Origin of the sequence: Cryobacterium sandaracinum, assembly GCF_004403415.1 — a bacterium.
In the GTDB taxonomy this organism is placed as follows: Bacteria; Actinomycetota; Actinomycetes; order Actinomycetales; family Microbacteriaceae; genus Cryobacterium; species Cryobacterium sandaracinum.
In genome coordinates this window covers 12,620-37,420 of the sequence record NZ_SOGO01000008.1, presented here as the reverse complement: position 1 = coordinate 37,420, position 24,801 = coordinate 12,620, and the positions used below count along the sequence as shown (strand labels likewise).

The window sequence follows — 24,801 nt, the reverse complement described above, 5'->3', positions numbered from 1 at the left end:
CCTCCGATCAGCGTTTGTCCCGGGTGCGATCCTGGGTTCCGATGGGCGCCCACCCGCGGCGCACCGGCCGAATCTGCCCGGGCTCTTGATCTCTGGACCGGTAGACGATGTAGGGCCGGAACAGGTAGTGCAGAGGTGCGGTGAAGGCGTGCACCAGCCGGGTGAAGGGCCACACGACGAACAAAATCATGCCCACGAGGGTGTGAATATGGAAGGAGAACGGAGCTGCGGCCATGGCCGCGATATCTGGTTGCAGAATGAAAAGCGAACGAAACCAGGGCGACACGGTTTCACGGTAGTTGTGGCCATGCTCGCCGCTGAAAACGCTAGCGAGGGTGGTCCAGAGCCCCAGGACGATCGCGGCGGTCAACACGATGTACATCATCTTGTCGTTGGTGGTCGTGGCCATGAAGACCGGCCCGGTTTTGCGGCGCCGATAGATCAGGATCACAATGCCACCGAGAGTGCAGACCCCCGCAACGCCGCCGACCAGCAGAGCGTTGAGGTGATAGAAGTCCTGGCTCATCCCAAAAAAGAGTGTCCAGGACATCGGGATCACCAGGCCGAAGAAATGCCCGGCGATGACGGCGAGGAACCCGAAATGAAATATGGGCGATCCAATGCGCAGGAGCCGGGATTCGTAGAGCTGGGACGAGCGGGTGGTCCAACCGAATTGGTCGTAACGGTAGCGCCAGATAGTTCCACTGATCAGGATCGCCACCATCACATAGGGGAGAATTCCCCAGAGCAGCACGTCCCACATCACGAGCTCGCGTTCAAAGGAAGCAGGCGCGGGTCGTACGGTTCAAGTCCGACACTTTCGGCGGGGGGGCCGACGCCGGCCATGGCTTGCACGGCCTGCCGGTCGGCGGGCGAGGGGCCTGGCAGTGTGGCGCAAATGCCGTCCATCACGGTGGCGTACGGCGACCCGTGCTCCGTGAGTGAAAGCCGGAGCATTTCGACGCTGGGCCGGTACTGGATGAGCAGGTCCCGGCCTGCTACTGGGCTGGCCACAGCCGCGAACTCGAGCACCAGCGGCAAGAAGTCGGGCAACTCACCGTGCGTATTGGTCAGATAGTCGCTCCCCCGGTACACCTGCTTGAACGCAGCCAGCACGTCGCCCCTGCGCCGGGTGTCGCCATCCGTCCAATAGGACAGGTAGAGCGGATGATGCTTACTGAGGTCGAACGTTTCAACGTAGGAGCGCTGAAGGGTGCCGATCGCGGTGTTCTCAAGGTACGCGATGACCGCGGTGAGATCAGGTGCTGCCGGGCCCTGTTCGGCCAGTGCGGACCGCATCAACTCGCACCTTCCCACGAGTTGAGCGTCCGGATACGACAGGCACCACGAGGCTGCCTGGTAGAAGACCCGCTGCGCCAGGCTATGAGCTGCAGCCCGGTCGCGCCTCACAGCGCACCGCCATCCGTCGGTGGGCGCAAATCAGCCGGTGACGGCGGTGCAGCGCGCGGCTGGTCGCGTTTCTCGGAGAAAGAACCCACGGGGCTTCCGTTGCCGTCCCAGTTGAGGAGGTTTACGCGGCCCCGGAGCGACTGCTCGCCGGCGGGAGTGTCGGAGGTCTGCCGATCTTTGAGCGCGTAGAAGTTCTCCACGGCGACGGGCGTCGGTCGACCACTCGCCTCCCCGAACGGCGAGTCTTCGTACATGCCCGGCCCGCCCTCGAAATCGACCGAGCAGCCCATCTCCTCCAGGTCATGCGCCTGCTCGACGTGCGCCTTGGGGATAACGTAGCGCTCGTCGTACTTTGCGATCGCCATCAACCTGTACATTTCATACATGTTGCCTGGCGTCATCCCCACAGCCGCTGGGATCGACGGGTCAGGTTTTTGTCCCATCGTGATGCCGCGCATGTAGGCGCGCATCGCCGCGAGTTTGCGCAAAACCTCGGTGATCTTGTCGGTGTCGCCAGCGGTAAAAAGTTCGGCGAGGTACTCGACGGGAATGCGCAGCGCGTCGATGGCGCCAAAGAGGTTGCCGTTGTCTTCGGCATCGTGGCCCTGTTCGCTCAGGAGATCGACAATGGGAGACAGCGGGGGCACGTACCAGACCATGGGCATCGTGCGATACTCCGGGTGCAGCGGTAACGCCACCTTGTACACCTTCGCGAGAGCGTACACGGGCGATTTCCGTGCGGCGTCCAGCCAATCGCTGGGAATGCCTTGGTCAAGGGCGGCAGCGGCCACTTCGGGGTCGTTCGGGTCGAGGAGCACGTCCATCTGCGATTCGTACAGGTCGGTGACATCCGTCACCGCTGCGGCGTCGGTGACGCGGTCGGCGTCATAGAGGAACAAGCCGAGATAGCGGAGGCGCCCGACACACGTTTCGGAGCAGACTGTGGGGAGGCCAATTTCCACCCGCGGATAACAGAAGGTGCACTTCTCGGCTTTGCCGGTTTTGTGGTTGAAGTAGATCTTCTTGTACGGGCAGCCGGTGATGCACTGGCGCCAACCGCGGCACTTGTCCTGATCGACGAGCACAATGCCGTCTTCCACGCGCTTGTAGATGGCACCGGATGGACACGATGCCATGCAGGAAGGGTTGAGGCAGTGCTCACAGATCCGCGGAAGGTAAAACATAAAAGTTTGTTCAAAGGCGAACTTAATCTTGTCCTCCGACTCCCTCCGCACCTTCTCCACGATGGGGTCAAGGTGACCCATCTCAGGGGCGCCGCCGAGGTCGTCGTCCCAGTTCGCCGACCAACTGATTTTGGTGTCCTCGCCCGTGATCAAGGATTTCGGGCGGGCCACTGGGAAGTCGTCTCCCAGCGGTGCGTCGATCAGTGTTTTATAGTCATAGGTCCAGGGCTCGTAATAATCCTTCAACTCGGGCTGCACGGGGCTTGCGAAGATTCCGAAAAGCTTCTTCAGGCGTCCGCCCCCCTTCAGCACAAGTCGGCCCTTCTTGTTTAGCTGCCAACCCCCCTTCCACTGTTCCTGGTCCTCGTAGCGACGCGGGTACCCTTGCCCCGGCCGGGTTTCCACGTTGTTGAACCAGACATATTCGGTTCCGGCGCGATTCGTCCACGCCTGTTTGCAGGTCACCGAGCAGGTGTGGCACCCGATGCATTTGTCGAGGTTCATCACCATGCCCATTTGAGCCATCACGCGCATCAGTACCGCACCTCCTGGGAACGCTTTCGGATTGTGGTGACCATGTCACGCTGGTTCCCGGTAGGGCCCAGATAGTTGAAGGCGTACGACAGCTGCGCATACCCGCCAATGAGGTGGGTGGGTTTGACGAGCAGGCGGGTGGGCGAGTTGTGAATTCCGCCCCGGCGGCCCGTCGCCTCCGACTTGGGTACATCGATTGTGCGCTCTTGCGCGTGGTAAACGTAAACGACTCCCGCGGGCATCCGATGACTGACCACGGCGCGGCACACGTACACGCCGTTGAAGTTGACACACTCGATCCAGTCATTGTCAGAGACCGAGATGGCCGCCGCATCCATGGGGCTAATCCAAGCCGTCGGTCCTCCCCTCGATAGAGACAGCATAAAAAGGTTGTCCTGATATTCTGAGTGGATCGACCACTTCGAGTGCGGAGTCAGATAGCGCACTGTGATCTCGGTGGTTCCGTTCGGGCCAAACCGAGGTTCGCCAAACAGGCGCTGCATATCCAGCGGTGGTCGGTAAATCGGGAGGGCCTCCCCGAGGTCGCGCATCCAGTCGTGGTCGAGGAAGAAGTGCATCCGGCCGGTGAGGGTGTGCCAGGGTTTCAGCCGCTCGACGTTGATCGTGAACGGGGAATATCGACGCCCACCAGTCTCCGACCCGGACCACTCAGGCGAAGTGATGACAGGGACGGGCCCCGCTTGCGTCTGCGCAAAGGTCACCCGCTTCTCTTCGGATCCCTCGGCAAGGTCGACGAGCTTCATGCCGGTCTGCTCTTCCAGTTCGCGAAACCCCTGCACGGCCAGTTCGCCATTGGTGGTGCCGGAAAAGCTCAGGATGGCCTGGGCGAACTTCGCATCGGTATCGATGGCCGGGCGGCCGTTCCCCGCGCCACCGAGCATCACCCCGTTGCTTCGGGCGAGCCGCTCGATCTCGTGCCCCATCCGATAGGTGATGTTCTTCACGGTGAAACCGCGTTCCTCCGCGAGGGGTCCAACCGTGGCTAGCTTCTCCGCGATAGCGGTGTAGTCCCGTTCGACGATCGAGAAGACAGGCATATTCTGACCGGGGACCGCCGGTATATCGGTGTTCCGCCAGTCGCGCACCACTCCACCCGGCTGCGCTATCTCCCCCGGCGTATCGTGTTGCAGCGGCACACTGACCAGGTCCCGTCGGGTGCCGAGGTGCGTCACCGCCTGCCGGGAAAACTCCTCGGCGAGCAGTCGAAACGTGTCAAAGTCGGTTTTCGCCTCCCACGGTGGGTCGATTGCGGGGCTGAAGGCGTGCACGAAGGGGTGCATGTCGGTAGAGGAAAGGTCGTGTTTTTCGTACCAAGTTGCAGCCGGAAAGACGATGTCCGACAACAGTGTGGTTGACGTCATCCGGAAATCAGCTGAGACGAGCAGGTCCAGTTTTCCTTCCGGAGCCTCGTCGTGCCAGTTCACATCACGCGGTCGGGCAGCGTTCATGTGGTCGGCACCCATCACGTTGTTGTGAGTGCCGAGAAGGTTGCGCAAAAAGTACTCATTGCCCTTGGCAGATGAGCCGAAAAGGTTGGAGCGCCAGAGCACCAGGGTGCGCGGCCAATTTTCGGGAGCGTCGATATCGTCGATGGCGGGGGTCAGCCGCCTGCTTTTGAGGGCATCGGCGATCCAGGTGGGGGCGTCGGGCGCCTCCCCCGCATCCACCGCCGCTTGCGCCTCGTCGGCGAGGTCGAGCGGGTTGCGGTCGAACTGAGGGTAGAACGGCATCCAACCGAGCCTGTTCGACTGCGCGATCGTGTCCGCGGTGTGCATACCGTCGAAGTGCCCATCAGCGAGAGGGGACTTGAGCGAGTCGGCCGAGTACCCATCTGAGCGCCATTGGTCGGTGTGCATGTACCAATACCCGGTACCGATCATGGTGCGCGGCGGTCGACTCCAGTCCAGAGCGTTAGCGAGAGAAATCCATCCCGTGATCGGACGGGTTTTCTCTTGGCCGACGTAATGCGCCCATCCGCCGCCGTTTCGCCCCATGCATCCGGTGAGCATCACGAGCGAGAGAACCGCACGGTAGGTGGCGTCACCGTGGAACCACTGGCAGATACCGGCCCCCATAATGATCATGGACCGCCCCTTCGATTCCTCAGCGTTGCGGGCAAATTCTCGCGCCACCCGGATGCACGCGGCGGCCGGCACGCTCGTGATCTCCTCCTGCCAGGCCGGCGTGTACGGCGTCGACGCGTCGTCGTAGTCGGTCGCCCAGTCGCCCGGCAGTCCTGGACGCCCAACCCCGTATTGAGCGAGCATCAGGTCGAACACCGTAGTTACCAGGTGCCCGGCCACTCGCCGGACGGGAACGCCGCGAGTCACGATCGACCCCTCCCCGGAGGGTGCCTCGAAGCAGGGCATCCGGATCTCAGCGGTCTCCGGGGGCTGGCCTGAGACGGACTCGTCGAGAAGGCTCAACGCCGGGTCGACACCCTCGAGGTCGAGGTTCCACTTGCCCTTACCCGCTTCACCGTACCGGTAGCCGATGGAACCATTGGGCACCACGGGAGCGCCAGTGGCTGAGTCAAGCAAGACCGTTTTAAACGCAGCATCCGGAATATGCGCCTTGTCGGGCAAGTCAGCCGCCATCAAAAATTTCGTGGGCACCAGCCCACCGCCAGCGTGCTCCTCGAGCCGGACAAGGAAGGGCAGATCTGTGTAGCGGCGCACATAGCCGCTGAAATAGGGCACCTGCCGGTCGACGAAGAATTCCTTGAGCATCACGTGCCCCATCGCCATCGCAAGCGCCGCGTCAGTGCCGGCCTGGGCGGGCAGCCACTCGTCGGCGAACTTCGTATTGTCGGCATAGTCGGGGCTGATCGCGACCACCTTTGTGCCGCGATACCGCACCTCCGCCATAAAGTGCGCGTCAGGCGTGCGCGTCACGGGAACGTTTGATCCCCACATCATCAGATAGGTGGAATCCCACCAGTCACCTGATTCAGGCACGTCTGTCTGGTCGCCGAACACCTGCGGAGAGGCCACGGGAAGGTCGGCATACCAGTCGTAAAAAGACGTCATCACCCCGCCGATGAGCTGGATGAACCGGTTACCCGCCGCGTGCGACACCATAGACATGGCCGGGATCGGGGAGAACCCGGAACACCGATCCGGACCGTACTTCTTGATCGTGTGGACGTGGGCGGCGGCGGCGATTTCGATCGCCTCCTGCCACGGAATCCGGACGAGCCCGCCCTTCCCTCGCGCCTGCTGGTAGCAACGACGTCGTTCAGGGTCGTCCACAACGTCGGCCCAAGCGAGCACGGGGTCCTGGAGACGAACCTTCGCCTCACGGTACATTTCGACGAGAACTCCACGGGCGTACGGATACCGCACCCGCGTGGGTGAGTAGGTGTACCAACTGAACGCCGCACCACGGGGGCACCCCCGCGGCTCGTACTCCGGACTGTCGGGGCCCACCGACGGGTAATCCGTCTGCTGCGACTCCCAAGTGATAATGCCGTCCCGAACGTAAACCTTCCACGAACACGACCCCGTGCAGTTCACCCCGTGGGTGGAACGCACCACCTTGTCATGGCTCCACCGGTCGCGGTAGAACACATCGCCCTTGCGCCCGCCTTCACGGAACACTGCGCGCCCATCATCTGTTTGGTCCCACCGAGTGAAAAAACGGCCTAGCGCCAACATGGTGTCCGACGCTTTTCCGTCCAAACCGGCAGGCACTGGAGCAGCTGCCATGGGGAGATTCTATATATCGCCCTTGCAGTCCGCTAGTGGTGCCCGTGAACGCGGATGGTCAACACCTAACACGAGACTGTCATCCTGGGAAACAGGGTTGAACCGGGTTTCTCAAAAACACCTCACTTCTTAATCCAGGACGCCATGGATAGTAGAGCTAAGTGTTCGCACTGACGTCGGTTGAGAAGACGTACTTCAGCAGCGTCCGCAAGGAAGTGCGCCGTGCGTGGAGGGCTGCGGCTCGCCAGGCAATTCGTTTCGGCGTCCGACGGTTTTAAGCTGCCCCTTCCGCGGAGCGGTGATGGTGACACGGTTTGCCTCTGTGCTCATCAGCTCAGCGTTCTCCCAGCGAACCCCTATTGTCTCTATAGCACATTTCGATTGCCTCCAACGAACCGCCCCGATTAAGAGGAGAGACCATGCCCTTCATCACCGCCCCGGATCACAACGGTCCCGACGTCGAACTGCACTACGAAGACGTCGGAGCCGGTAAGCCCGTCGTACTGATCCACGGTTGGCCCCTGAGTAGTAGGTCCTGGGAGGGGCAGGTACCCGCACTGGTCGAGGCCGGCTACCGGGTCATCACTTTTGACCGTCGCGGGTTCGGCCAGTCGTCACAGCCTTGGGATGGGTACGACTACAACACGTTCGCCGCCGACCTGAAGGCCGTGATCGATACCCTCGATCTGCGGGAGGTCACCCTCGTCGGATTCTCGATGGGCGGTGGAGAGCTCGCTCGATACGTCAGTACCTATGGCACCGCCCGCATCGCCAAGCTCGTCTTCGCCAGCGCCGTGCCGCCTTACCTCTGGAAATCGGATGACAACCCTGACGGGGGCGTCGACGCCGATTTGGCTCAATGGTTCCACGACGGCTTGACCGGAGACCGGCCGGCGTTCCTGCACGAATTTTTGCAGATGTTCTTCACCGCCGGCAAGCCGTCCCCGGTCAACACTCCAAAGGTTAGCTCCGAGCAGATTGCCTATAATCTCGACATCGCTCAACTGGCATCGCCGAAGGGGACGCTCGACTGCGTAACCGCATTCTCCACTACCGACTTCCGCGACGACCTTACGAAAATCACGGTGCCGACTCTGGTCATCCACGGTGACTCCGACACCATCGTGCCATTCGAGGTGAGTGGCAAACGTACTCACGAGGCCATTGCCGGCAGCAAACTCGTCGTGATCACAGACGCCCCGCACGGGGTCACCGTTTCGCACAAGGACGAATGGAACCAGCACGTACTCGCATTCCTCGCGAAATAGCCAACCGCGTAAGGACCTCGCCGACGGGGTTACGTACCCTTTAAGCAGGATTATTTCGCCTTGTGATAGGTCGTAGCCATGCATGAATAGCCCGACACTAAAGTCTTGTCCCGGGCTTTCTTATCCGCGTCCTTCCGAGCCAGAGCGGCCGCGTCGGCCTCCAATGCAGCGCGCGCCTCGGCAAGTTTCACCAGGCGGGACTCCCGCCGCGCGAGCTCCGGCGGCAACTCATCGCCGCGTTTGTCTTTCCCGAACCGCGCATTCTCGGCAACGCCGATCGCGTCCGCGTCAGCCAGCAGCGCGGAGACTTCAGCGGCGAGGACCTTCTGCTTCTCTGTCAACCGACCGTGACTCATCGCCTTGCGCAGGGACGCGTTCGCGCACACCTTCGTGCCGTCCAACGCGACCTGCCCGAGCGACACCATCCCGGCAGTGCGGCCGAGTTCCAACGCCTGCAAGAACACGTTCCCCAAGCTGGAGAGGTGGCGTTTCCGGAACTGGGCAATGGAACGAAAATCTGGGGCCTGCTGCGCGGCCAACCAGCGAAACGCGACCATATCCACGCGGACCCGTGCCAGCTCCCGCGATGACCGGATCCCGACGCAATACCCGTAGAGCAGGACACGCACCATCAGCCCGGGGTCATGCGGCGGCTGTCCCTTCGACTTTGCATACGACGCGTAAACCTTCGTCAGGTCGAGCTGGGTTTCGACGATATCCGCGATGAAGGGAGAGAGGTGATTCTGCGGCAACCACTCAACCAGCGATGTGGCACCAACATCACCGCCGCCGGCTCGAACACTCAAAACCGTTTATTCACATTCGCGCCAGCCTCAACACCGTCATCCACGACCAGGTCAACATGCTCAAGCTTCGTCGCGGGAAACAGACCATCCGAATCGCTCACAAGTAGTTTTCCAGACCCCATACCAAAGCCCGGGAACGCGACCGGCGTTTTAGACACTGCTACGACTGGCCCACGCTCCTAAGGCTTGTCGCTGACCCCGTTGCCGAGTCCGGGGACTCCCCCGCGCTACCCCGACTGCTCGCCGAACTGAAGGTTTCCGTGTTGCCTTCCAAGGATGCCCAGACCGGGTCCGCGCGGACAAGGCGTACCCGTGCCGGGTCATCTGCACCCAACTATGCAACCGCAGCATCCCTCGCGGTCACCAAGCCCGACGACCAGATTGGACACGCGTTGTGCCGAGGATCCCGCGGCAGGCGCCCGCCACGATTGGACAGCGATTATTGCGCCACCCCTGTGGCGCTGCGCGCGCTTCCCGTATAGGTCACCGCGGTGGCGTTGGTCGTCTCTACGCTTCGGTCAGACGGTGTCGGCGCAGAACCGCCCATGTTCCGCGTCGCTGGCCGCGCTGAGCCCGCAGTCAGAGCCATTGCCGTCACCCGCGCAGAGGTTGTGCGGCCAGCACCCAACTGGCCGCACAACTCCTCGGTTCAGTGGATGGTGATGTTGCCGCCCCTGAGGGCCACCGGCGTCGAACCCGTGGTGAAGACCACGGTACCGGAGGGGTTCTTGATCACGACCTTGATCGTGTCGCCCTTCTTCCCCCCTGAGGCCCCGTTGTCCACGACCGACACCTGGAAGGTGTAGCCCGCGGTGCCGTTCCACTTCCCGCCGCCGGTCCACGTCGCCGTGTTCCCTGAGACGACCAGGCTGATCGCGGTGTTGCCGTGGAACTTGGCCTTGTCGGCCTTGGCGCGCAACTGGAACTGTCCCTTGAAGCCGGTGGCTTCGGGGATCACGTTGAACCCGAATGACGTACGGCCCGTCGAGATGGATGTCCAACCGCCACCGGTCACCTTGGCCCCGGTGGCCTGGACGGTAACCAGCGTGTCGGCAGCAGTCGCAGATCCCAGGTAGTAGTCGTTGCCAGCAAACTCGGCCTTGACCGCGTACACGCTCGAGGCGAGCGGCACGGTGATGCTGGCCACTCCACTGGCGTTGGTCGTCGCGGAGAACGTCTGCGTCACCATGTTCGAATCGGTCACGGTAAAGACGACCGTCTTGTTCGACAGGTCACCGAGATGCGAATCGTCATGACACCGAGGCTGCTCCGCCTACGACGCCTAGTGAGCGGAGAGGTCAGCCGCTTCCCCGAACTGGCCCAAGCCCTATTCGAAAACGGTCCCCAACGATCGATCCAATCATTGGCCATCGTCATCTCCAAGCTCGTACAGCGCGGACTCCTGAGCACACCGAGCCCAGCAGTAGCAGCCACGACCCTGAATTGGCTGGTACTCGCCGCGCTGGTCAACGAAGCCATGCTCCTGGGCGACGAGGCCATCCCGACGACCACCGCAATGAGGGCCCAAGCAGCGGAGGCCACGCGCGTATTTCTCACCGCCTACGCCAGCGATACCGGTCTCGACGATCTGCGCTGAGACTGACGAGGAAGACTGGGAACACGCACGACCGGCCACAATGCGCCAACGCGATACCGCCGCTTAGCTTTGCGACTCACACACTTGTTCGGGGGTCTGTCGGACTGGTCTCCCGGCTGCTAGACAAAACCCGTATGGATGGTCGCCTGGGCGAATTGACGTGGGGCAACATGGGGCATGGTCCTAGAGACTGGAACCCGCCGGGATATTGGGACGCACCGAGGGCCGCCACATCGTCGATGAGCAGCTCGTCGAGGATGTCAGCGCGGGTGTGGGTGGCGCCCTTCCGTGGGTTCGCGCCGATGCTCCCGATCATGGCTTTGATGACGTCGCCGCCCTCTTCATTGGCCTTCGCGATCCGACCCCAGCGTCCGGCGGTATAGGCCGCGCCGACACCTGCAAATACCTCTCCCGCGGGCGGAGGGAAGAACGAACCGATGCTCGTGATCATTCCCGCGACACCATCGGCGAGAGCCCACCTGTCGTCTGAGCTGACGTCGCCGTCCGACATCCCGTTGACGCCGGTAGCCATGTTGAGAACGCCCACACCGACCCCGAGAACCGAGAACACCGAAGCCCTTGCCGATCCGCGCTGTCTGCAGGCGAGATGCTGAACAGATACTGCAGTTCGTGCACCCAGAAACCGATGTCATCCACATTCGGGGACGCCGGCGTCGCGGGTAACGAAGACGTGGGGGTCATCGTTTCGGTATCGGTCATGTTCATCCTCTCCCGTGGAAAGTCGTACGGTCACGCATTCATTGCGATGTGGACATATGGCGGACGCCGCGAAGTATCGACGAGATGACGTCCCTCGTCGCTGGGGGGTAACAGTCCCCGGCGATGATCGACAGCAGACCCGACTCTCCACGGTACGTGCCGTTGTTACGCAGCAGGTCGATGACCGCCCCGATTCGGGGATCCGATACCGTTGCTGGCAGGGTCCGCGCCCGCGCCAGAACGGACTTGCGCTCGAAGAACACAGACTCGTCGGCGATCTCGAGTCGATCACGTCCGGTCGGATAGCCGCCGGTTTCGCGTACGACCCCGCGCTCGACGCGTGCCACATAGAGGTGGGGCACCACGGCGACAGTCACCGGCTGAAGCACCTTGTAGGCGAATGGGGGTCGTCGCCGAGCAGATACCGCTGCAAGGGCGTCATCCAACATGGCGGACCCGGTCGGCGAGTCGTCGACGACCACGAGGCGGGCGTTGTCAGCGGGCTCGGTTAGAAATCCGGCCTTCGGGTCTGTCCGGATGCGTCCTTCGAGCGCGAGTTCGATCAAAGCGCCGGCGCCCGGCATGATCTGGTCGGGTTCGAGCTGTCCCGGCCTCTGCTGGAGCATCAGCTGGACGTCTTCGGCGATGCTCGGCATCGACGTGGTGGCGTCTGTCATGGTCCTATTCTTTCAGGCCGACGGGGCAAGGTCACCATGGCCACGCATCCTCGACGAAGTCGCCTACTGCTTCGGCGCCATCAGAGACGGCATTTCCGACGTCCGATGCGACATCGGATACGACCCCCGCCGTCGCCTGTCCGAAGTCGCCGATCTTGTCGATCTCCCGATTTGCCGAATCGGGGAGTAGTCCCCAGCGGGAATGTCGCTGCTCAAGGTCGATGAGCTGCTGACTCTTTCTCCAGCGGACGGCCGAGGCTCATGGTTTGGCCCGGCGCCGGTAGATCGTGGGGCCCGTGTCTCCGAACTCCTGGAGGGAGTTCGATAGATCGAGGAGGTTCTCCAGCGACAGGCTGAGCCGGTCGAGTTTTTGTCACGACGAGCGGATCGCCGGTCCGGTTCGCTGAGCGAGCGCCTTGTGGCCTTGCCCACGGTTAGTGGACACGGGGTTACGCGGCTTTAGCGAAGACCGCGTTCTGGTTTGAGTATTACAGTTCGAAGTCGACGGGGCTGATCTGGCCGAGGGAGGTATGCCGGCGGCGCCGGTTGTAGCGGTCTTCGATCCAGGCGCCGACTTCCCGGGATACCTTGTTGTTGCTGGGCTAGACGCGTCGGTGGTAGAACTCGGTCTGGAGCGTGGCGAAGAAACTTTCCGCCATCGCGTTGTCCCAGCAGACCCCGGTGGAGCCCATCGACCGGGTGATGCGCTGCGCTTTAGCGAACGCGGTGATCTGCGCTGACGCGTATTTGGTGCCGCAATCGGAAAGAAAGATCACCTGCTCGGGCCGCTCACCGCAGAGCGCCATGGCCATGATCAGGGCGTCCTGGATGAGGTCGGTTCGCATGTGGTCGGCGATGGCCCAGCCGATCACGCGGCGCGAGTGCGCGTCGATCACGGTGGCTAAATACAGCCACCTTTCCCAGGTCCTCAGGTAGGTGATATCGCCCACCAGACCTGGTTCAGAGCCCCGGTATCCCACTGCCGTTTGACGGCGACGACCGGATAGGCGTCCTCGGTTTGGCTGACCGTGGTGGTGCGCCAGCGTTTGGGGCTGATGCTCACCAACCCAGGCGGCGCATGGTGCTGGCCACGGTCGCGCGCTGAGTTGCCCCTAACGTGGCGACAGCTTGCGAAGGGCACCAGCCTTATGCGCGGCTTCGGCATCCGTTTTCTCAGATTTCACGATAAATGCAGGGTCATCTTTCGAGGCGTGGAACGTTTTGCCCGCGAAGTCAAAATCGCTCGTCTTCTTCTCGATTACCTCCCCCTGAGTTCGCCCCTGAGACGTCGCCCAACTGACCCGGTCGCCTGTGCTGAAGTCTGTCATCCTTGAAGCATACGGACGGAGACGGACCTGGGCTAGAGGGGTGGGCTGAGTGTCATGTTCCTGTCTGTTCTAAGGAATGATCGTGCCCGCGTAATTCGTTTTCCACGCTTGATTTGCCACGCGCTCGTGACGTGACCGGATTACCGTGCCCGACCATCCAAAACGCCACCATGTTGTTCCGCAGTTCTACCTGCGAGGATTCGCCCGGTCAGAGCGGCTGGTCGCCGTGCAGGTGTCTGATGGAAGACGGTTCTCGACGCCCGTGAGAAAAGCCGCGAGCAAGACCCACTTCTACCGGCTTGCACCCGACCATCTCTCCGGACCGCTCGCGCTCGAAACCGCGCTTGCCGTGGTCGAGGGTGACGCTGCGGCGATTCTTAAGAGAATCATCGACGGGCAGTGGCCGCTGAGCTTTTTTGAACGTCGACAGTTGTCATTCTTCATTGCAGCTCAGCTGGTGAGGGGCCCCGGTATCGGGGCGCTCTGGAGGCCTCGGGCGCCATCGGGACCAACGGCGACGGCTCCGCGATGACATCCACCGACATGCATGCACACCAGATCGCGACGCTCGCCGAAGAGTGGATGCCTCAGTTAATGGACCGTCCATGGGACTTGGTGCGATTCACCAATCGCTCGCTCATAACGTCAGACTCGCCCGTCAGCTCTATTCCGCCACTCGATTACGACGCTGGACGCTGGGCCGGCGCGCCCTTCGCGGTCGCGAAGGAGGTGCTCTATCCGATCAGTCGCAAGCTCGGCTTGATGATGAGAGACAAGATTCAGATCTCCGGTTTCGACCGACAGCAAGGAGCGCAACTGGGTGTCTTCGATCAGATCCGCCCGGGCACTGTCCGGCTCGAGCAGTATTTCAATCGGTCGACCGCCAAGACTGCGACTAGGTGCCTCTACCACCACCCGAGTGACGCGGGATTCGTCCCGCCCGAAGTTCCGGACCCCACGTCGCCGAAGTACTGACCGCCACTATCCCGGTCTCGACCCCAGAATGACCGCGCGAGTGGCGCCGGAGCTATGCGACGCCAACGTTCTCCCGGCCTCAGACGACCCCCCAATGTCCACCAGGGTGTACCCAATTGAGCAGGTCCAGATCGCCCGAGAGTCGCGTCAATCAGGGTGAATGTCCTATATAATTGGACAGAAGCGACGGGGGATCTAAAACATGACTGGACACAAAGGACAGGTCGTTGGCTACGTGCGAGTTAGCGCCGCCGACCAGAACGAAGTGCGGCAGGTAGAAGCGCTCGGCGCGGTGGACAAGATGTACTCCGAAAAGGTTTCGGGCAAGAACGCCCATGATCGGGCACAGCTCCAGGAGATGCTCGCCTACGTGCGAGATGGCGACAAGGTGCGCGTGAAGTCACCGGATCGCCTCGCACGTTCGACGACTGACCTTCTCGCACTCGTCGAACAGCTCAAAGCGAAGGGCGTCGCGCTGGAGTTCGTCGACAATCCCGCTCTGAATTCAGATACCCCTCAGGGCGAGTTCATGCTCACGGTTCTCGCCGCGATCGCCCAGCTGGAGCGCAAGACCATCCGCGAGCGGCAGGCAGAGGGCATCGCCATCGCGAAACGGGACGGGAAATACGAGAAGGCTCCGAAGCTCGCACTGGGCCAGATCGCACAGGCACGCGAGCGGATCGACGCTGGAGTGCCGAAGGCGTTGGTGGCCCGCGACCTCGGGGTGTCGCGCCAGACGCTCTACGCCGCACTGAACGGCTCAGGGAAATACGCTGCGTTGACGGGAATCTAGAGCAGTGTTTCCTCGCACGGACAAGGGCAAGCACCTCTGCCCGGAGTGTGGCGGCAGCTGCCGGCCGGAGACGTTCTTGGCCGATGGGTATATCCAGTTCGCGCGGGTGCGCCCCGAGCCCAGCCTATGTCGCTTTCCGCGCTCGCACACAACTCATCCGCACCGAGTTCGACACTCGCTGTCGTCCCTTACGGGGAACCTCATCCGGGCGCGTGTTCTTGATCTATTGCGGCATCGTGAGGCTGAGCCAGCGTTCTTCGACGGCATAGCCGAGATGTTCATTCATGCGGATGCTGCCGGAGTTGATTTGAGCACCACCCGTGCCGAAGATCCTGACGCCGGCGTCGGCCGAGGCTGTGATTGATGCGGCCTTGACGGCAACGGCGAGCCCTCTGCGGCGGTAAGAGCGGTGGACGGACGTGAATTCGGTTTCTGCGCGCGCGGTAGTCAGGCAAAGTGCGCTGACGGCCACGAGTTGCCCGTCATTTATGGCGCCAAATAGGCGGCACCCGGATCTCCACAGTTCGAGTACGTCGGACTCGTCGCGCTGCGGCACGGCCGTCGCTGGCGTGTAGGGGTAATCGGCGTGATTCAAAGCTTCGAGCGCTGTGACCTGAGGCGCCCAGCTGGCGTCGAGTTCCTCGATCAGGAATCCTTGGTCCGTTGCCGCCACGACCGCCGCGTTCAGCACCGTCACGTCGGGCGGATCGCTCAGGCGCAGGCGGGCGCCCCACGATTCGCCGACAACGACGTACCCCGCCTGGGTTTGGTGTTGCAGGCGCGGATCGTTGACTTGGATTACCTGTATATCTGCGTTCACGAGGCCCACTGGCTTGCAATCATTTCGAGAATTCGGACGCGATCGCGTCGGTATAGTGCGGCATGCTCCACGAAATCACGGCGAGCCGTGTCGGCGGCACGTTGATCCGTGAAAGCGGCAAGATCCTCCAAGCGGTCTGCTGCAGCCCGAAGAACGGCAGCCTGGTCGAACTCATGGCCGTAGGAACGAATGAGCGCATCGAGCCGGCCGGGGCGAGCATCCCAGCCCGGAGCGTCATCGTCTGCGTACTCGCCGAGCGGGACGAGCCGATAGGCGAGGTAGGCGAGATCCCAAATCCGAGGCCCGGGGGAGGCCATGTCCACGTCGATAAGACCGGTGATGTGCCCGTCTTGGAAGACCATGTTGTACGGTGCGACGTCGTTCAGGCACACCACCTCGACTGGCTCGTGGGCCGGCAGCTGCCATACGGTGGCCGAGTTCGCGAGTGGTGCGCTGGCGTCATGCACCCGTCGAAGCAAAGACCCGGCCTCGTGGAGGATCGTGGTCGACCAGATCCAGCTGGGCATTGGGTAGTTGCCGACTATTCCCGGAAGGCAGGAGAGCACTTCGCGGCCCTGCTCGTCCAGGCCAAAGGGCTCAGGTACTTCCGCAACTCCCGCCGCGAGGAGTGTGGTCAGAAGTTGATGTACCGCGGGAGTCCAAGGTCCGGCGGGGCGGTGAACGGTGTCGCCTACCCGCACGACCGTGCTCGAGTTTCCCCCGGCCAGAACCTCTTCATCCATCCCCCCAACCTAAGGGCTGAATGCGGAACCCCAACGAGGATCCTCTTAGACTCGATCCCGTGACTGGCAATGTGGTTCGAGAGGCGTATGCCGATCGAGCTGAGGAGTACACGGCACTGCTCGGCTCGATGGCGAATACACACGAATCGGATCAGCGGCTTGTCGCCCAGTGGGCGAGCGACCTGCGGGGGCCGGTAATCGATGCGGGATGCGGTCCTGGACATTGGACGGATTTCCTCAGGAAGCTCGGTGTCGAGGCGGAGGGCGTCGATCAGGTTCAAGAATTTATCGGGCGAGCGAAAGCAAGATTTCCGGCGGTCTCATTCCGAATCGGGTCACTTGGCGATCTCGACGTCCCAGACGGGTACGCAGTTGCAGTCCTTGCTTGGTACTCCGTCATCCACCTTGCCCCCGATGAGTTGACATCGGTCTTACGTGAGTTCGCTCGATGCATTGCACCTGGCGGCAGTCTCCTCGTCGGCTTCTTCGAGGGCGACGCCTTCGTGCCGTTTCCGCACGCCGTCACCACCGCGTATTTCTGGCCCGTCGGCGAGATGAGCGCACAGCTTAAGACCGCAGGATTCAAGGTTCACGAGGTGCACACTCGAACCGATCCGGGCAAGCGACCCCACGCCGCGATCATCGCCCACCGAACCGACATGTCAATCGCCTCAGCAGGTCTCGACTAGCGGGAAACTCCGATGCCGCTGTCCACGGGAAGGGAAGCGCAGCCGTCAAAACGGACTGTTTCGTGGACCAACGTCTTACGGGACGCTGCGACAGCGCGCTCCCGTCCAACGATGCGCACAACTTGTACTCCGATCTCGGGTTCTTCGCTTTATACGCCCGAGAGACTGGATGGAGCGCATCATCAGCCCCGGCGTGTAGCCGAGAGACAAGTATCTACCCAGTACGGTGGCACTGTGACCGAAGAGAACCTGGCGCCCGGCGAAAGTGGCGACCCCGTCGTCGTTCCTGCTCCCCAGAAGCTGCGTCAACGAGGTGAGTTCATGGCGTCCCTGACATTCCGGCCGCTCGATGGCGGAGAACTGCAGCGCATCGCAAGCTTCGCCGACACGGAGGACTACGCACGAGTCGAGGTTCTCAGTGAGATGCGCACCGTTCTTGGCCAAGTGCAGACGATGGCACCGGATTCACCCTGTATTTGATGACCCGAAGCCGCTCCAGATCGTGACTGTGCCTGTCGCAGAGTGGGAGCCGAACGCGCGCCGCCCTGCATACCCGGCCTCGAGGTTCTCCCCTGTGCACATGGACACCGGCCAGGAAACTATAAACGCGAGCATCACGCGGTAGTCGAGGCGCAGACCGTGGCAGGGAAGATATAGGCAGCCTTAGAGCGGTTTGTCCCAAAGACCAACCTTGAATGCGAGAGTCGGACCGGGAAACGCCTACCTGATGACTGCCTGGGTAACGAGCACCTATGCATCGTTTAGGAAATCAGCTCTTTTTCGATCTGCGCACGAGAGCAGCTAGCACGGCATCGGGACCGCCTTGCGATCGCGGCCCATATGCTCGCCGAATCCAGCTCACGAGCCCCGAGGCGGCGGCGGCACTAGCCGCCACGTAGGGGTTCCCACCGCCGACGGTGGCAGCCACTGCGGCCAGACCGCCTGTGAAGATGAAGTCGGATCCCGTCTTGTCGAGTGACGAGAGAAGTGAGGAGCGACCAAGTTCTGCCTCGACGGCACGAACGGCCGGTCGCAGTTCGTCCTGAACTCTCTCTCGAAGTTCCTCTGAATTGTCAGCGGCTCCCGCCCGGCGAATTCGATCTAGCGTGCTTCGCCAGTCCTCAAAGCCTGATGAAGACTCCCTCATCTCGACCGCCCGAGCTATTGGTACATCGAATGACGGAACGACCACTCTGGCCACTTCTTCCAAAAAGTCTCCCGGGTGGGTGAACCGCGCAGCCGAGCCCACCTTTGTGCGCAGGAGTTCGAGGTCTCGCTCGGTTGAGGGCACGTATTGTGCTCCTGAGGCGTCTGCGATGGCGAGGGTCTTGGCCAGGTAGTAGAAAATATGCTGGGTTTCCCACGGCTCGTCGCTGGGAATTGCGCCGCCGGAGAAGCTCAATGACAATCCACGTAGGTTGTCCCAGACGGCGAATGCGTCATCTGCTGTAGAGGGCTGGCGCGCCAGTGACTGCATTGCCTGCGAGCGAACGTCGTGCCGTACCGAAGTCGCCAAAGCGTCTCTGCGATCGGAGAGAATCGGCCACTGGCTTCGGAGAACCACGACGCCGCTCTTAATTAGCGATTCCAGCGAGTAGAGATTTTCGACTATTGCAGCGAAGCGAGCGACCGCCCTGTCCGGGTCGTCCCTAAACGCCATAAATGTACCATGTGTGCTCCATATTGCCGGACCGGATGTGACGGTGTTGAATTTTGCATCCTCTGGCCTACGCACTCGAATCGGGTGAGTCGTCGGCAGACGCGACCGATCGTCAAAGTAGTCAGCGAGCGGGTCAAGGACTAGGAGGTTGGAATAATAAAGCAGGGATCTACTTAGGTCGCCCCGGAGAAAGGGCTCGCTCCAGTAGGTGCCGAGCCAACCACCAACGAGGTAGGCGCCCCCAGGAATTGCGTCCTTGCTCTGTGCCTCAGACAACTCTCCCAAGAGACCGGCCAAGTCATCGAGTTCTGGAATCGTGAGCTTGCGAAGCTGCATTGGCGTGGGACGCGAGCCAAGAGCAGTCTCCAGGACGTCCAACGCAGTGGGAAGATCCCCAGGTCCTGCTATCGCCATGCGCGGCCTCTTTCTCGAATGGTTTTATCATCGCAGTCGTCAATTCACTCCAATCGCCTGTGCCCAGCACATGATTAGCGATTCAATGCTCCGCTTTCGGTGAAGTAGGCCGCCTTGTCATCATCAAGGTCGATCACCCCCGCCCGTTCTCCGTCGCGGATGACGGTTACGAGCATGTCCAAGACAATCACCGCGGCTCCGCACCACTCGTACATCGGCACGGTGTTGCTTCGGTGCGGGAACCGTTTCGATGCGTGCCATTTGCCGAAGTCGTTGTGGAGATGTCGACCGTAGAGCTCGATGAGCACACGTTCCCAGACCGGCGTCGCGTTTCCGTCGAAGCTTTGAGCCAGACGGGACGGGACGCTGTCCGCTCGCGCATACTTTTCCACCTCGCTGAGATGGGTCGATATGCGTCCATCCTCGCGCCTCATTTGGCGTCGAGCGGCATCGATCACCCGATGAACCTCAGTTTGCTCGCCTGTGGTAAAGAACTTGCGTAAGAGCGCCGCGTGTAGGTTCACAATCCAGTAGATACCGTCGCTGATGTGATCCTCATTTCGGAGGGAAACTCCGGTAGTGGAAACGTTGCTTGGAGGCTCGCGTAGTCGCTGATTGCCTCCAGGAACATCTCGATGCGCACGCGGTCATTAGGTGGATCTTTGAATTTGGCGTAGTGGTGGCGCGGATGTTTCGGTTGATTGCCTGCCATGAGACGACGGTAGATCCCAGCACCGACAGGCGTGCTGTTCTTGAATGGCAGACGAACTGCGTCCGAAAGCCGAACGGCTACCGGACGATCCCGCGTAGTTAGGGGCGCAGTCGCAGTTCCAGCTAATCAGACCGCACGGACGTATGTGGACAATACTTGCGAGGCGGAATATGGGCCGTCACCGTCCCTGTCGACCTGCGGCGTGTCGAACTCGATCCAATAGACGAACTTGCTTTCCCGAGCCGCTGCCGGTGTGAGACCGTGCGCTCGTTCAGACGACTGGACGGTCCCGGAGCAGGGCTCGCTGAATGGGCCCCCGAAGATCGGATCACTCAGTATCCGCACTCGCGTGCCTGGCCGTAGAGCACGCGCAAATGTTTGACGAATCCCCATGACAGGGATTTTAGCGTCGCTCCTCAAACTCGGATTCCCCGTCCGCAAGGCGAACCTCAATCGATTCCGCCGGTCGTCAGCGGAAACGCTCTTCGTCGAACTGCTGAGTGCCGCCCTTCATAGTCCATGACGCGGCAAACGGCATCAGGGTCTCAATGGTGGCGACACGAACACCCTCGGCGGTCGGAAGAAGCACCCTGATGCCGGGGTAGTAATCGAAAAGGACCTGCCGGTCACGACCGCACGGTCCGACAACACCGCGCCCGTGATTGCCAACAGCGACGATTGTCGTGATTTCTCGCCCGCCCTGTGCACGCGCCGCGCCAAGTGCAACCAGCTCGGCGCACGGACCGCCGGTGAAGTGGAACAGATTCACCCCAGCGAACATGCGGCCGTCGGCGTCTCGAACTGCCGCGCCCATAGTGTGTGCACCATCTTCATCGGGCCCGGCGTCCGTGTTCGCGTCGATGACCTCTCTTGCGAGTTCAACGAGCTCAAGGTCTTCGGCCGTCGGCACTGCGAGTTCAGCGGTTGGGAGCATGAGCGTAATCCTACGGATCGAACCGAACGCAAGTCTTGGCTGGCATGTCCGTAAGCGGAACCTTCATGGGGCACAGAATTCGCCGCCAGTGCTTCGAGCCGGCGTTGAGCAGCTGGGTGGCGTTTGGGAACGTCTTACGGGCACTCGCCATCGCGGTGCTGGGGTTCTCTTTTCATCTACGCCGATTGCAATTGATCCCATGACGGGCGCGGCTTTGGAGTTTCTGAGCCTCGGCACGGTTGCGGATATCAGGCGGATGAGGGCGACGTGGAGTCAGCGACATCGTTGGTGCTTTGCAGTCCCAACTTGGTCAGGCACTGCTCGGGGTGATCGTCACGAAGAACGCGCGGGGTCTCATACGGTGGGCCAACGGAACGGTTCATCCGCCGTAGACGAGCGAGTAGCTGCTGTGCGATACGTTCCAAGTTGTTGAGTTACCGCTCGCGGTGGAACCGGGCAAAGTAGCTCGTGCGTGGCTCCTAGGGATGAATCCCCAGTTGGATGACGAGTCCCTGGCCGAGGTGCTGTCCACCGGTCGAGCGCGCGGCGTCATGGCGGCAGCACGGGCTTTCAATAATGATGGCTAGCCCCGCGCTCGCGCTCATTGAACCACCGCTGAATATTGCCTTCTCAGTGAGCCAGGGGTGGTGCGGGTGAAGGTTGCTGTACCGAAACATGAATCGTGTCGCTCAGGTCATCGTTCCCTACCTGCGGGGCGAGAACATGGCATTCGCCTACTTGACCCTCGAAACGGTCGGCTTCACTTCACCGACGGCGGTGTCGGGGCACTGTGGATGAGTCTCGTCTGGACGTTGATCTGGGCTGCTCGCGGGCGCAGACTACAAGTCGGAGCGGAAGAGGGTGTTGTGATGGTGGACAGGATCGGCGACATCTGGGGCACCAGGACGCCTTTTGGCCGCGGCGAGAAGTGGCCGGTGCGTGTTGATCAGAAGTTGGCTGATGGCCTCGGTGAGGACGACGTTGATCGTTGGGTGCAGTCGGCTTGCACGCTGTGCAGCAATGGCTGCGCGTGCGACATCGCGGTGAAAGACGGGCGGATGGTCGGAGTGCTGGGTCGAGCCATCGACACCGTCAATCATGGGCGACTCGGGCCGAAGGGCCTCTTCGGCAGTTGGCAGGGTATGTCGAACGGCGACCGGCTGACTCGTCCGCTCATCCGGATCGGTGGCGAGTTGGTCGAGACCGACTGGGACACGGCGATGTCCCGGATCGTCGAGCGAAGCAGGCAGCTCTTGGCGGACAAGGGTCCACTGAGCCACGCGTTCTATACCAGCGGCCAATTATTTCTCGAGGAGTACTACGCGCTGGCAATTCTCGGCAAGGCTGGTATCGGTACCCCGCACATGGATGGCAACACCCGATTGTGCACGGCGACCGCGGCGGCGGCGATGAAGGAGAGCTTTGGTGCGGATGGCCAGCCTGGTAGCTACGCCGACATCGACGAATGTGATGCGATGTTCCTATTCGGGCACAACATGGCCGAGACGCAGACGGTGCTGTGGGCGAGGGTGCTCGATCGGATCGCCGGGCCCGACCGGCCACGTATTGTCTGTATCGACCCGCGTGAGACTGAGGTGGCGCGGGTCGCGGACGTGCACCTTGCGGTGCGTCCAGGGACGAACCAGGCACTGATGAATGGTCTGATCCGGGAACTGTTCATGAACGGATGGATTGATGAGGCCTACATCGCGGCCCACACCATCGGAGTCGACAGATTGCGGGCCGTCGTGGAACCATGGACGCCAGACGCAGTAGCTGAAACCTGCGGTGTCTCGGTCGACGATGTGCGAGAAGCTGCACAAATTTTCGGCACGAGCGCCCGAGTGCTCTCCACCGTTTTGCAGGGCTTCTACCAGTCGGCGCAGGCAACCGCGGCATCGTGTCAAGTGAACAATATGCACTTGCTGCGAGGAAAACTCGGCGCGCCAGGAAGCGGGGTGCTGCAGATGAACGGCCAGCCCACCGCGCAGAACAACCGGGAGTGCGGAGCGGACGGAGACCTTCCCGGATTCCGCAACTGGGAGAATTCGGAGCACGTCCGCGAGCTCGCGACCCTATGGGACGTTGATATTTCGATCATTGCGCACCAAGCTCCCCCAACCCATGCGATGCAAATCTTTCAGTATGTCGAGCAAGGCAACATCGAGTTTCTCTGGATCTCGGCGACGAACCCGGCGATTTCGATGCCGGAATTGGAACGTATCCGCGCCATCCTCGGCCAAGAGAACGTCTTCCTCGTCGTGCAGGACCTTTATCTCACCGAAACGGCGCTGTTTGCCGATGTCGTGCTGCCGGCCGCGGGCTGGGGCGAGAAAACAGGAACTTTCACCAACGCGGATCGTACGGTGCATCTCTCCGACAAGGCCGTCGAGCCGCCTCGTGAGGCAAGGAGCGATCTGGATATTTTTCTTGACTATTCGGCGCGGATGAATTTTCGCACGAATTCGGGCGCGCCACTTCTCGACTGGGCCGGACCGGAGGACGGATTCCGCGCGTGGCAGGACTGCAGCCGAGGCCGCCCGTGTGACTACACCGGCATCACCTACACGCGACTTCGAGGAGGAAGCGGCATTCCGTGGCCGTGTAACGACGAGCATCCGGAGGGAACAGTTCGACTCTACGGTGACGGCGTCTTCGCCACCGAGCCAGACGACTGCGAAACGTTCGGCCATGACCTGCTCACCGGTGCCTCGGCCGGTGAGCAGGCGTTCCGTGCGCTGGAGACTCACGGGCGCGCCGTTTTCAAGGCTGCACCCTATGCGCCACCATCCGAAGAGCCGGATGCCGACTTTCCGTTGCGGTACACGACCGGCCGCACGGCGTACCAGTTCCACACGCGCACTCGCACCGGTCGTGCCCGGCAGCTCAACAACGCGGCACCGTCGGCGTGGTTAGAGATCTCGGTGTTGGATGCTGGCCGGCTCGATATCGTGGAGGGTGACACTGTACGAGTCACCTCCCGTCGCGGTGCACTTGTCGTTCCCGCCCGCGTCAGCAATGTGCGCGAGGGTACGGTATTCGCACCGTTTCATTACGGCTATTGGGATTCGGGACGACCCGGTCCGGACGGTCACCCCACCGCAGCCAACGAACTGACGATGACAGAGTGGGATCCGGTATCCAAGCAGCCCCTGTTCAAAAATGCGGCTGTGCGGGTGGAGAAAGTAGCGGACGGTACCGGCCCGTCACCGGCTCCAACGACCGCAGCATCCCGCCCTGCGGATTCCGGCGGCGTGCCGGTCACGGTTGGCGGCCCGGACGCCGAGGCGCACGAATCAACATCTCCGATCAAGTTGCCCGCTGTCGCGCCCGAGCAGGGAAACTGATGCTGTTCCCTGCATGCATCATCCCCAGCCGTCGCCGGTTCCACCTTTCTGAAGCCAACTCAGCCGTAGGTGGCTCCGCCCGGGCGCTCAGCCGCAGCTCAGCCGGTGCTATCGAGAATCAGGCGCGCCGCTTCCGTTGGTTGGTCCCAGTGCGGGAAGTGACCGCAGTTTTCGAACCAGTGCAGCGTTGCATCCGGGAACAGCTCCGTGGCCCGCGCCGCCTCACTGGGAACGGTGACCTTGTCCTTCCGCCCCCATCCAATGACCACTTTGCCCTTGAGTGAACCGGCCGGTGCGCCTTCCTGGCGGGGTCCGTGAATCAGCGCGTTGAGAGCCGGGTCCAGGCTGGTCGATGTCTTGAACCCGCGAAGCTCGTGCAGGACCAGATCCTGTGGCAGCTTCCAGGGGTGGGCGGAGAACTGTGCAAACAGGGCCGTGCGACCCACAGGGTTGCCCGTGAGG

General features: G+C 61.8%; 27 protein-coding genes. 9 read left to right on the top strand and 18 right to left on the bottom strand.

Annotation, left to right across the window (positions count from 1 at the left end):
- Nucleotides 1–7 precede the first annotated feature (7 nt).
- Genes narI through E3T25_RS02235 form a run of 4 tightly spaced genes read right to left on the bottom strand, consistent with a single transcriptional unit; the run spans nucleotide 8 to nucleotide 6,856 of the window.
- The gene (gene narI, locus E3T25_RS02250; protein WP_104101842.1) at nucleotides 8–763 is read right to left on the bottom strand and encodes a respiratory nitrate reductase subunit gamma; all 756 of its coding nucleotides are present in this window, start codon (nucleotides 761–763) and stop codon (nucleotides 8–10) included.
- Entirely contained in the window at nucleotides 763–1,410 is a 648-nt protein-coding gene (narJ, locus tag E3T25_RS02245; protein WP_104171073.1) for a nitrate reductase molybdenum cofactor assembly chaperone, read from the bottom strand. The genes narI and narJ overlap by 1 nt, the downstream gene beginning before the upstream one ends.
- On the bottom strand, nucleotides 1,407–3,128 hold the full coding sequence (gene narH / locus E3T25_RS02240) for a nitrate reductase subunit beta (protein WP_104101839.1): 1,722 nt from the start codon (nucleotides 3,126–3,128) through the stop codon (nucleotides 1,407–1,409). The genes narJ and narH overlap by 4 nt, the downstream gene beginning before the upstream one ends.
- The gene (locus E3T25_RS02235) at nucleotides 3,128–6,856 is read right to left on the bottom strand and encodes a nitrate reductase subunit alpha (protein WP_134371892.1); all 3,729 of its coding nucleotides are present in this window, start codon (nucleotides 6,854–6,856) and stop codon (nucleotides 3,128–3,130) included. Before E3T25_RS02235 ends, narH begins: the two co-directional genes overlap by 1 nt.
- 419 nt (nucleotides 6,857–7,275) lie before the next feature.
- Here E3T25_RS02235 and E3T25_RS02230 point away from each other — a divergent pair, with 419 nt between their 5' ends.
- Nucleotides 7,276–8,124 carry an alpha/beta fold hydrolase gene (locus E3T25_RS02230; RefSeq protein WP_104101834.1) on the top strand — a complete coding sequence of 283 codons (849 nt, stop codon included), beginning with the start codon at nucleotides 7,276–7,278 and terminating at the stop codon, nucleotides 8,122–8,124.
- 50 nt (nucleotides 8,125–8,174) lie between these two features.
- Here the strand turns inward: E3T25_RS02230 and E3T25_RS02225 are convergent, their stop codons facing one another.
- Together E3T25_RS02225 and E3T25_RS02220 are read right to left on the bottom strand one after the other, a co-directional pair.
- Nucleotides 8,175–8,930: a transposase gene (locus E3T25_RS02225; RefSeq protein WP_134371890.1), complete on the bottom strand. Its 756-nt coding sequence runs from the start codon at nucleotides 8,928–8,930 to the stop codon at nucleotides 8,175–8,177.
- Nucleotides 8,931–9,579: 649 nt separating this feature from the next.
- Nucleotides 9,580–10,134 carry a post-COAP-1 domain-containing protein gene (locus tag E3T25_RS02220; RefSeq protein WP_134343055.1) on the bottom strand — a complete coding sequence of 185 codons (555 nt, stop codon included), beginning with the start codon at nucleotides 10,132–10,134 and terminating at the stop codon, nucleotides 9,580–9,582.
- Between the two features lie 36 nt (nucleotides 10,135–10,170).
- On the opposite strand from E3T25_RS02220, the gene E3T25_RS02215 reads away from it, so the two are divergent.
- Entirely contained in the window at nucleotides 10,171–10,527 is a 357-nt protein-coding gene (locus tag E3T25_RS02215; RefSeq protein ID WP_134371888.1) for a TetR/AcrR family transcriptional regulator C-terminal domain-containing protein, read from the top strand.
- A gap of 76 nt (nucleotides 10,528–10,603) precedes the next feature.
- On the opposite strand, the gene E3T25_RS02210 is transcribed toward E3T25_RS02215, so the two are convergent.
- The 5 genes from E3T25_RS02210 to E3T25_RS02195 all read right to left on the bottom strand — a co-directional run bounded on the left by E3T25_RS02210 (nucleotide 10,604) and on the right by E3T25_RS02195 (nucleotide 13,252).
- The gene (locus E3T25_RS02210) at nucleotides 10,604–11,074 is read right to left on the bottom strand and encodes a MazG-like family protein (RefSeq protein WP_134371886.1); all 471 of its coding nucleotides are present in this window, start codon (nucleotides 11,072–11,074) and stop codon (nucleotides 10,604–10,606) included.
- Nucleotides 11,075–11,285: 211 nt separating this feature from the next.
- Nucleotides 11,286–11,924 carry a GPP34 family phosphoprotein gene (locus E3T25_RS02205; RefSeq protein WP_134371884.1) on the bottom strand — a complete coding sequence of 213 codons (639 nt, stop codon included), beginning with the start codon at nucleotides 11,922–11,924 and terminating at the stop codon, nucleotides 11,286–11,288.
- A gap of 602 nt (nucleotides 11,925–12,526) precedes the next feature.
- Nucleotides 12,527–12,874, bottom strand: coding sequence for a DDE-type integrase/transposase/recombinase (locus E3T25_RS02200; RefSeq protein ID WP_166785927.1), 348 nt, complete (start codon nucleotides 12,872–12,874; stop codon nucleotides 12,527–12,529).
- Complete coding sequence (locus E3T25_RS17625) at nucleotides 12,853–12,987, bottom strand: hypothetical protein (protein ID WP_255453036.1); 135 nt, start codon at nucleotides 12,985–12,987, stop codon at nucleotides 12,853–12,855. The genes E3T25_RS02200 and E3T25_RS17625 overlap by 22 nt, the downstream gene beginning before the upstream one ends.
- Before the next feature lie 49 nt (nucleotides 12,988–13,036).
- Nucleotides 13,037–13,252 (bottom strand): hypervirulence associated TUDOR domain-containing protein, encoded by a 216-nt coding sequence (locus E3T25_RS02195; RefSeq protein WP_104101798.1) that lies wholly within the window; start codon nucleotides 13,250–13,252, stop codon nucleotides 13,037–13,039.
- Nucleotides 13,253–13,397: 145 nt separating this feature from the next.
- Between E3T25_RS02195 and E3T25_RS17620 the strand changes: the two genes are divergently transcribed.
- The 3 genes from E3T25_RS17620 to E3T25_RS02175 all read left to right on the top strand — a co-directional run bounded on the left by E3T25_RS17620 (nucleotide 13,398) and on the right by E3T25_RS02175 (nucleotide 15,020).
- Entirely contained in the window at nucleotides 13,398–13,784 is a 387-nt protein-coding gene (locus tag E3T25_RS17620) for a DUF4238 domain-containing protein (RefSeq protein ID WP_166785021.1), read from the top strand.
- A complete protein-coding gene (locus E3T25_RS17615) occupies nucleotides 13,781–14,227 on the top strand; it encodes a DUF4238 domain-containing protein (RefSeq protein ID WP_134371880.1) in 447 nt (148 codons plus the stop codon). The genes E3T25_RS17620 and E3T25_RS17615 overlap by 4 nt, the downstream gene beginning before the upstream one ends.
- Nucleotides 14,228–14,429: 202 nt before the next feature.
- The gene (locus E3T25_RS02175) at nucleotides 14,430–15,020 is read left to right on the top strand and encodes a recombinase family protein (RefSeq protein ID WP_134371878.1); all 591 of its coding nucleotides are present in this window, start codon (nucleotides 14,430–14,432) and stop codon (nucleotides 15,018–15,020) included.
- A gap of 223 nt (nucleotides 15,021–15,243) precedes the next feature.
- Here the strand turns inward: E3T25_RS02175 and E3T25_RS02170 are convergent, their stop codons facing one another.
- A complete protein-coding gene (locus tag E3T25_RS02170; protein WP_134371876.1) occupies nucleotides 15,244–15,849 on the bottom strand; it encodes a GNAT family N-acetyltransferase in 606 nt (201 codons plus the stop codon).
- Nucleotides 15,837–16,583, bottom strand: a complete 747-nt coding sequence (locus E3T25_RS02165) for a phosphotransferase (RefSeq protein ID WP_134371874.1) — start codon at nucleotides 16,581–16,583, stop codon at nucleotides 15,837–15,839. Before E3T25_RS02165 ends, E3T25_RS02170 begins: the two co-directional genes overlap by 13 nt.
- 59 nt (nucleotides 16,584–16,642) lie before the next feature.
- Between E3T25_RS02165 and E3T25_RS02160 the strand changes: the two genes are divergently transcribed.
- Both E3T25_RS02160 and E3T25_RS02155 read left to right on the top strand, forming a co-directional pair.
- Nucleotides 16,643–17,272: a class I SAM-dependent methyltransferase gene (locus E3T25_RS02160; protein WP_241980540.1), complete on the top strand. Its 630-nt coding sequence runs from the start codon at nucleotides 16,643–16,645 to the stop codon at nucleotides 17,270–17,272.
- A gap of 234 nt (nucleotides 17,273–17,506) precedes the next feature.
- Nucleotides 17,507–17,752, top strand: coding sequence for a hypothetical protein (locus tag E3T25_RS02155; RefSeq protein WP_134371870.1), 246 nt, complete (start codon nucleotides 17,507–17,509; stop codon nucleotides 17,750–17,752).
- A 289-nt stretch (nucleotides 17,753–18,041) separates the two neighbouring features.
- Here the strand turns inward: E3T25_RS02155 and E3T25_RS02150 are convergent, their stop codons facing one another.
- The 4 genes from E3T25_RS02150 to E3T25_RS02135 form a co-directional block, all read right to left on the bottom strand.
- Complete coding sequence (locus tag E3T25_RS02150) at nucleotides 18,042–19,268, bottom strand: hypothetical protein (protein WP_134371868.1); 1,227 nt, start codon at nucleotides 19,266–19,268, stop codon at nucleotides 18,042–18,044.
- A 152-nt stretch (nucleotides 19,269–19,420) separates the two neighbouring features.
- Nucleotides 19,421–19,804: a hypothetical protein gene (locus E3T25_RS02145; RefSeq protein ID WP_134371866.1), complete on the bottom strand. Its 384-nt coding sequence runs from the start codon at nucleotides 19,802–19,804 to the stop codon at nucleotides 19,421–19,423.
- Nucleotides 19,805–19,866: 62 nt separating this feature from the next.
- Nucleotides 19,867–20,058 carry a hypothetical protein gene (locus E3T25_RS02140; protein ID WP_134371864.1) on the bottom strand — a complete coding sequence of 64 codons (192 nt, stop codon included), beginning with the start codon at nucleotides 20,056–20,058 and terminating at the stop codon, nucleotides 19,867–19,869.
- Between the two features lie 469 nt (nucleotides 20,059–20,527).
- Nucleotides 20,528–20,992: a cytidine deaminase family protein gene (locus E3T25_RS02135; protein ID WP_134371862.1), complete on the bottom strand. Its 465-nt coding sequence runs from the start codon at nucleotides 20,990–20,992 to the stop codon at nucleotides 20,528–20,530.
- 675 nt (nucleotides 20,993–21,667) lie between these two features.
- Between E3T25_RS02135 and E3T25_RS17610 the strand changes: the two genes are divergently transcribed.
- Both E3T25_RS17610 and E3T25_RS02130 read left to right on the top strand, forming a co-directional pair.
- Nucleotides 21,668–21,790, top strand: a complete 123-nt coding sequence (locus E3T25_RS17610; protein WP_255453037.1) for a hypothetical protein — start codon at nucleotides 21,668–21,670, stop codon at nucleotides 21,788–21,790.
- 71 nt (nucleotides 21,791–21,861) lie between these two features.
- Nucleotides 21,862–24,339 carry a molybdopterin oxidoreductase family protein gene (locus E3T25_RS02130; protein WP_134371956.1) on the top strand — a complete coding sequence of 826 codons (2,478 nt, stop codon included), beginning with the start codon at nucleotides 21,862–21,864 and terminating at the stop codon, nucleotides 24,337–24,339.
- Between the two features lie 98 nt (nucleotides 24,340–24,437).
- Here E3T25_RS02130 and E3T25_RS17260 read toward each other — a convergent pair whose 3' ends face one another.
- On the bottom strand, nucleotides 24,438–24,785 hold the full coding sequence (locus E3T25_RS17260; protein ID WP_241980538.1) for an alpha/beta fold hydrolase: 348 nt from the start codon (nucleotides 24,783–24,785) through the stop codon (nucleotides 24,438–24,440).
- Nucleotides 24,786–24,801 lie beyond the last annotated feature (16 nt).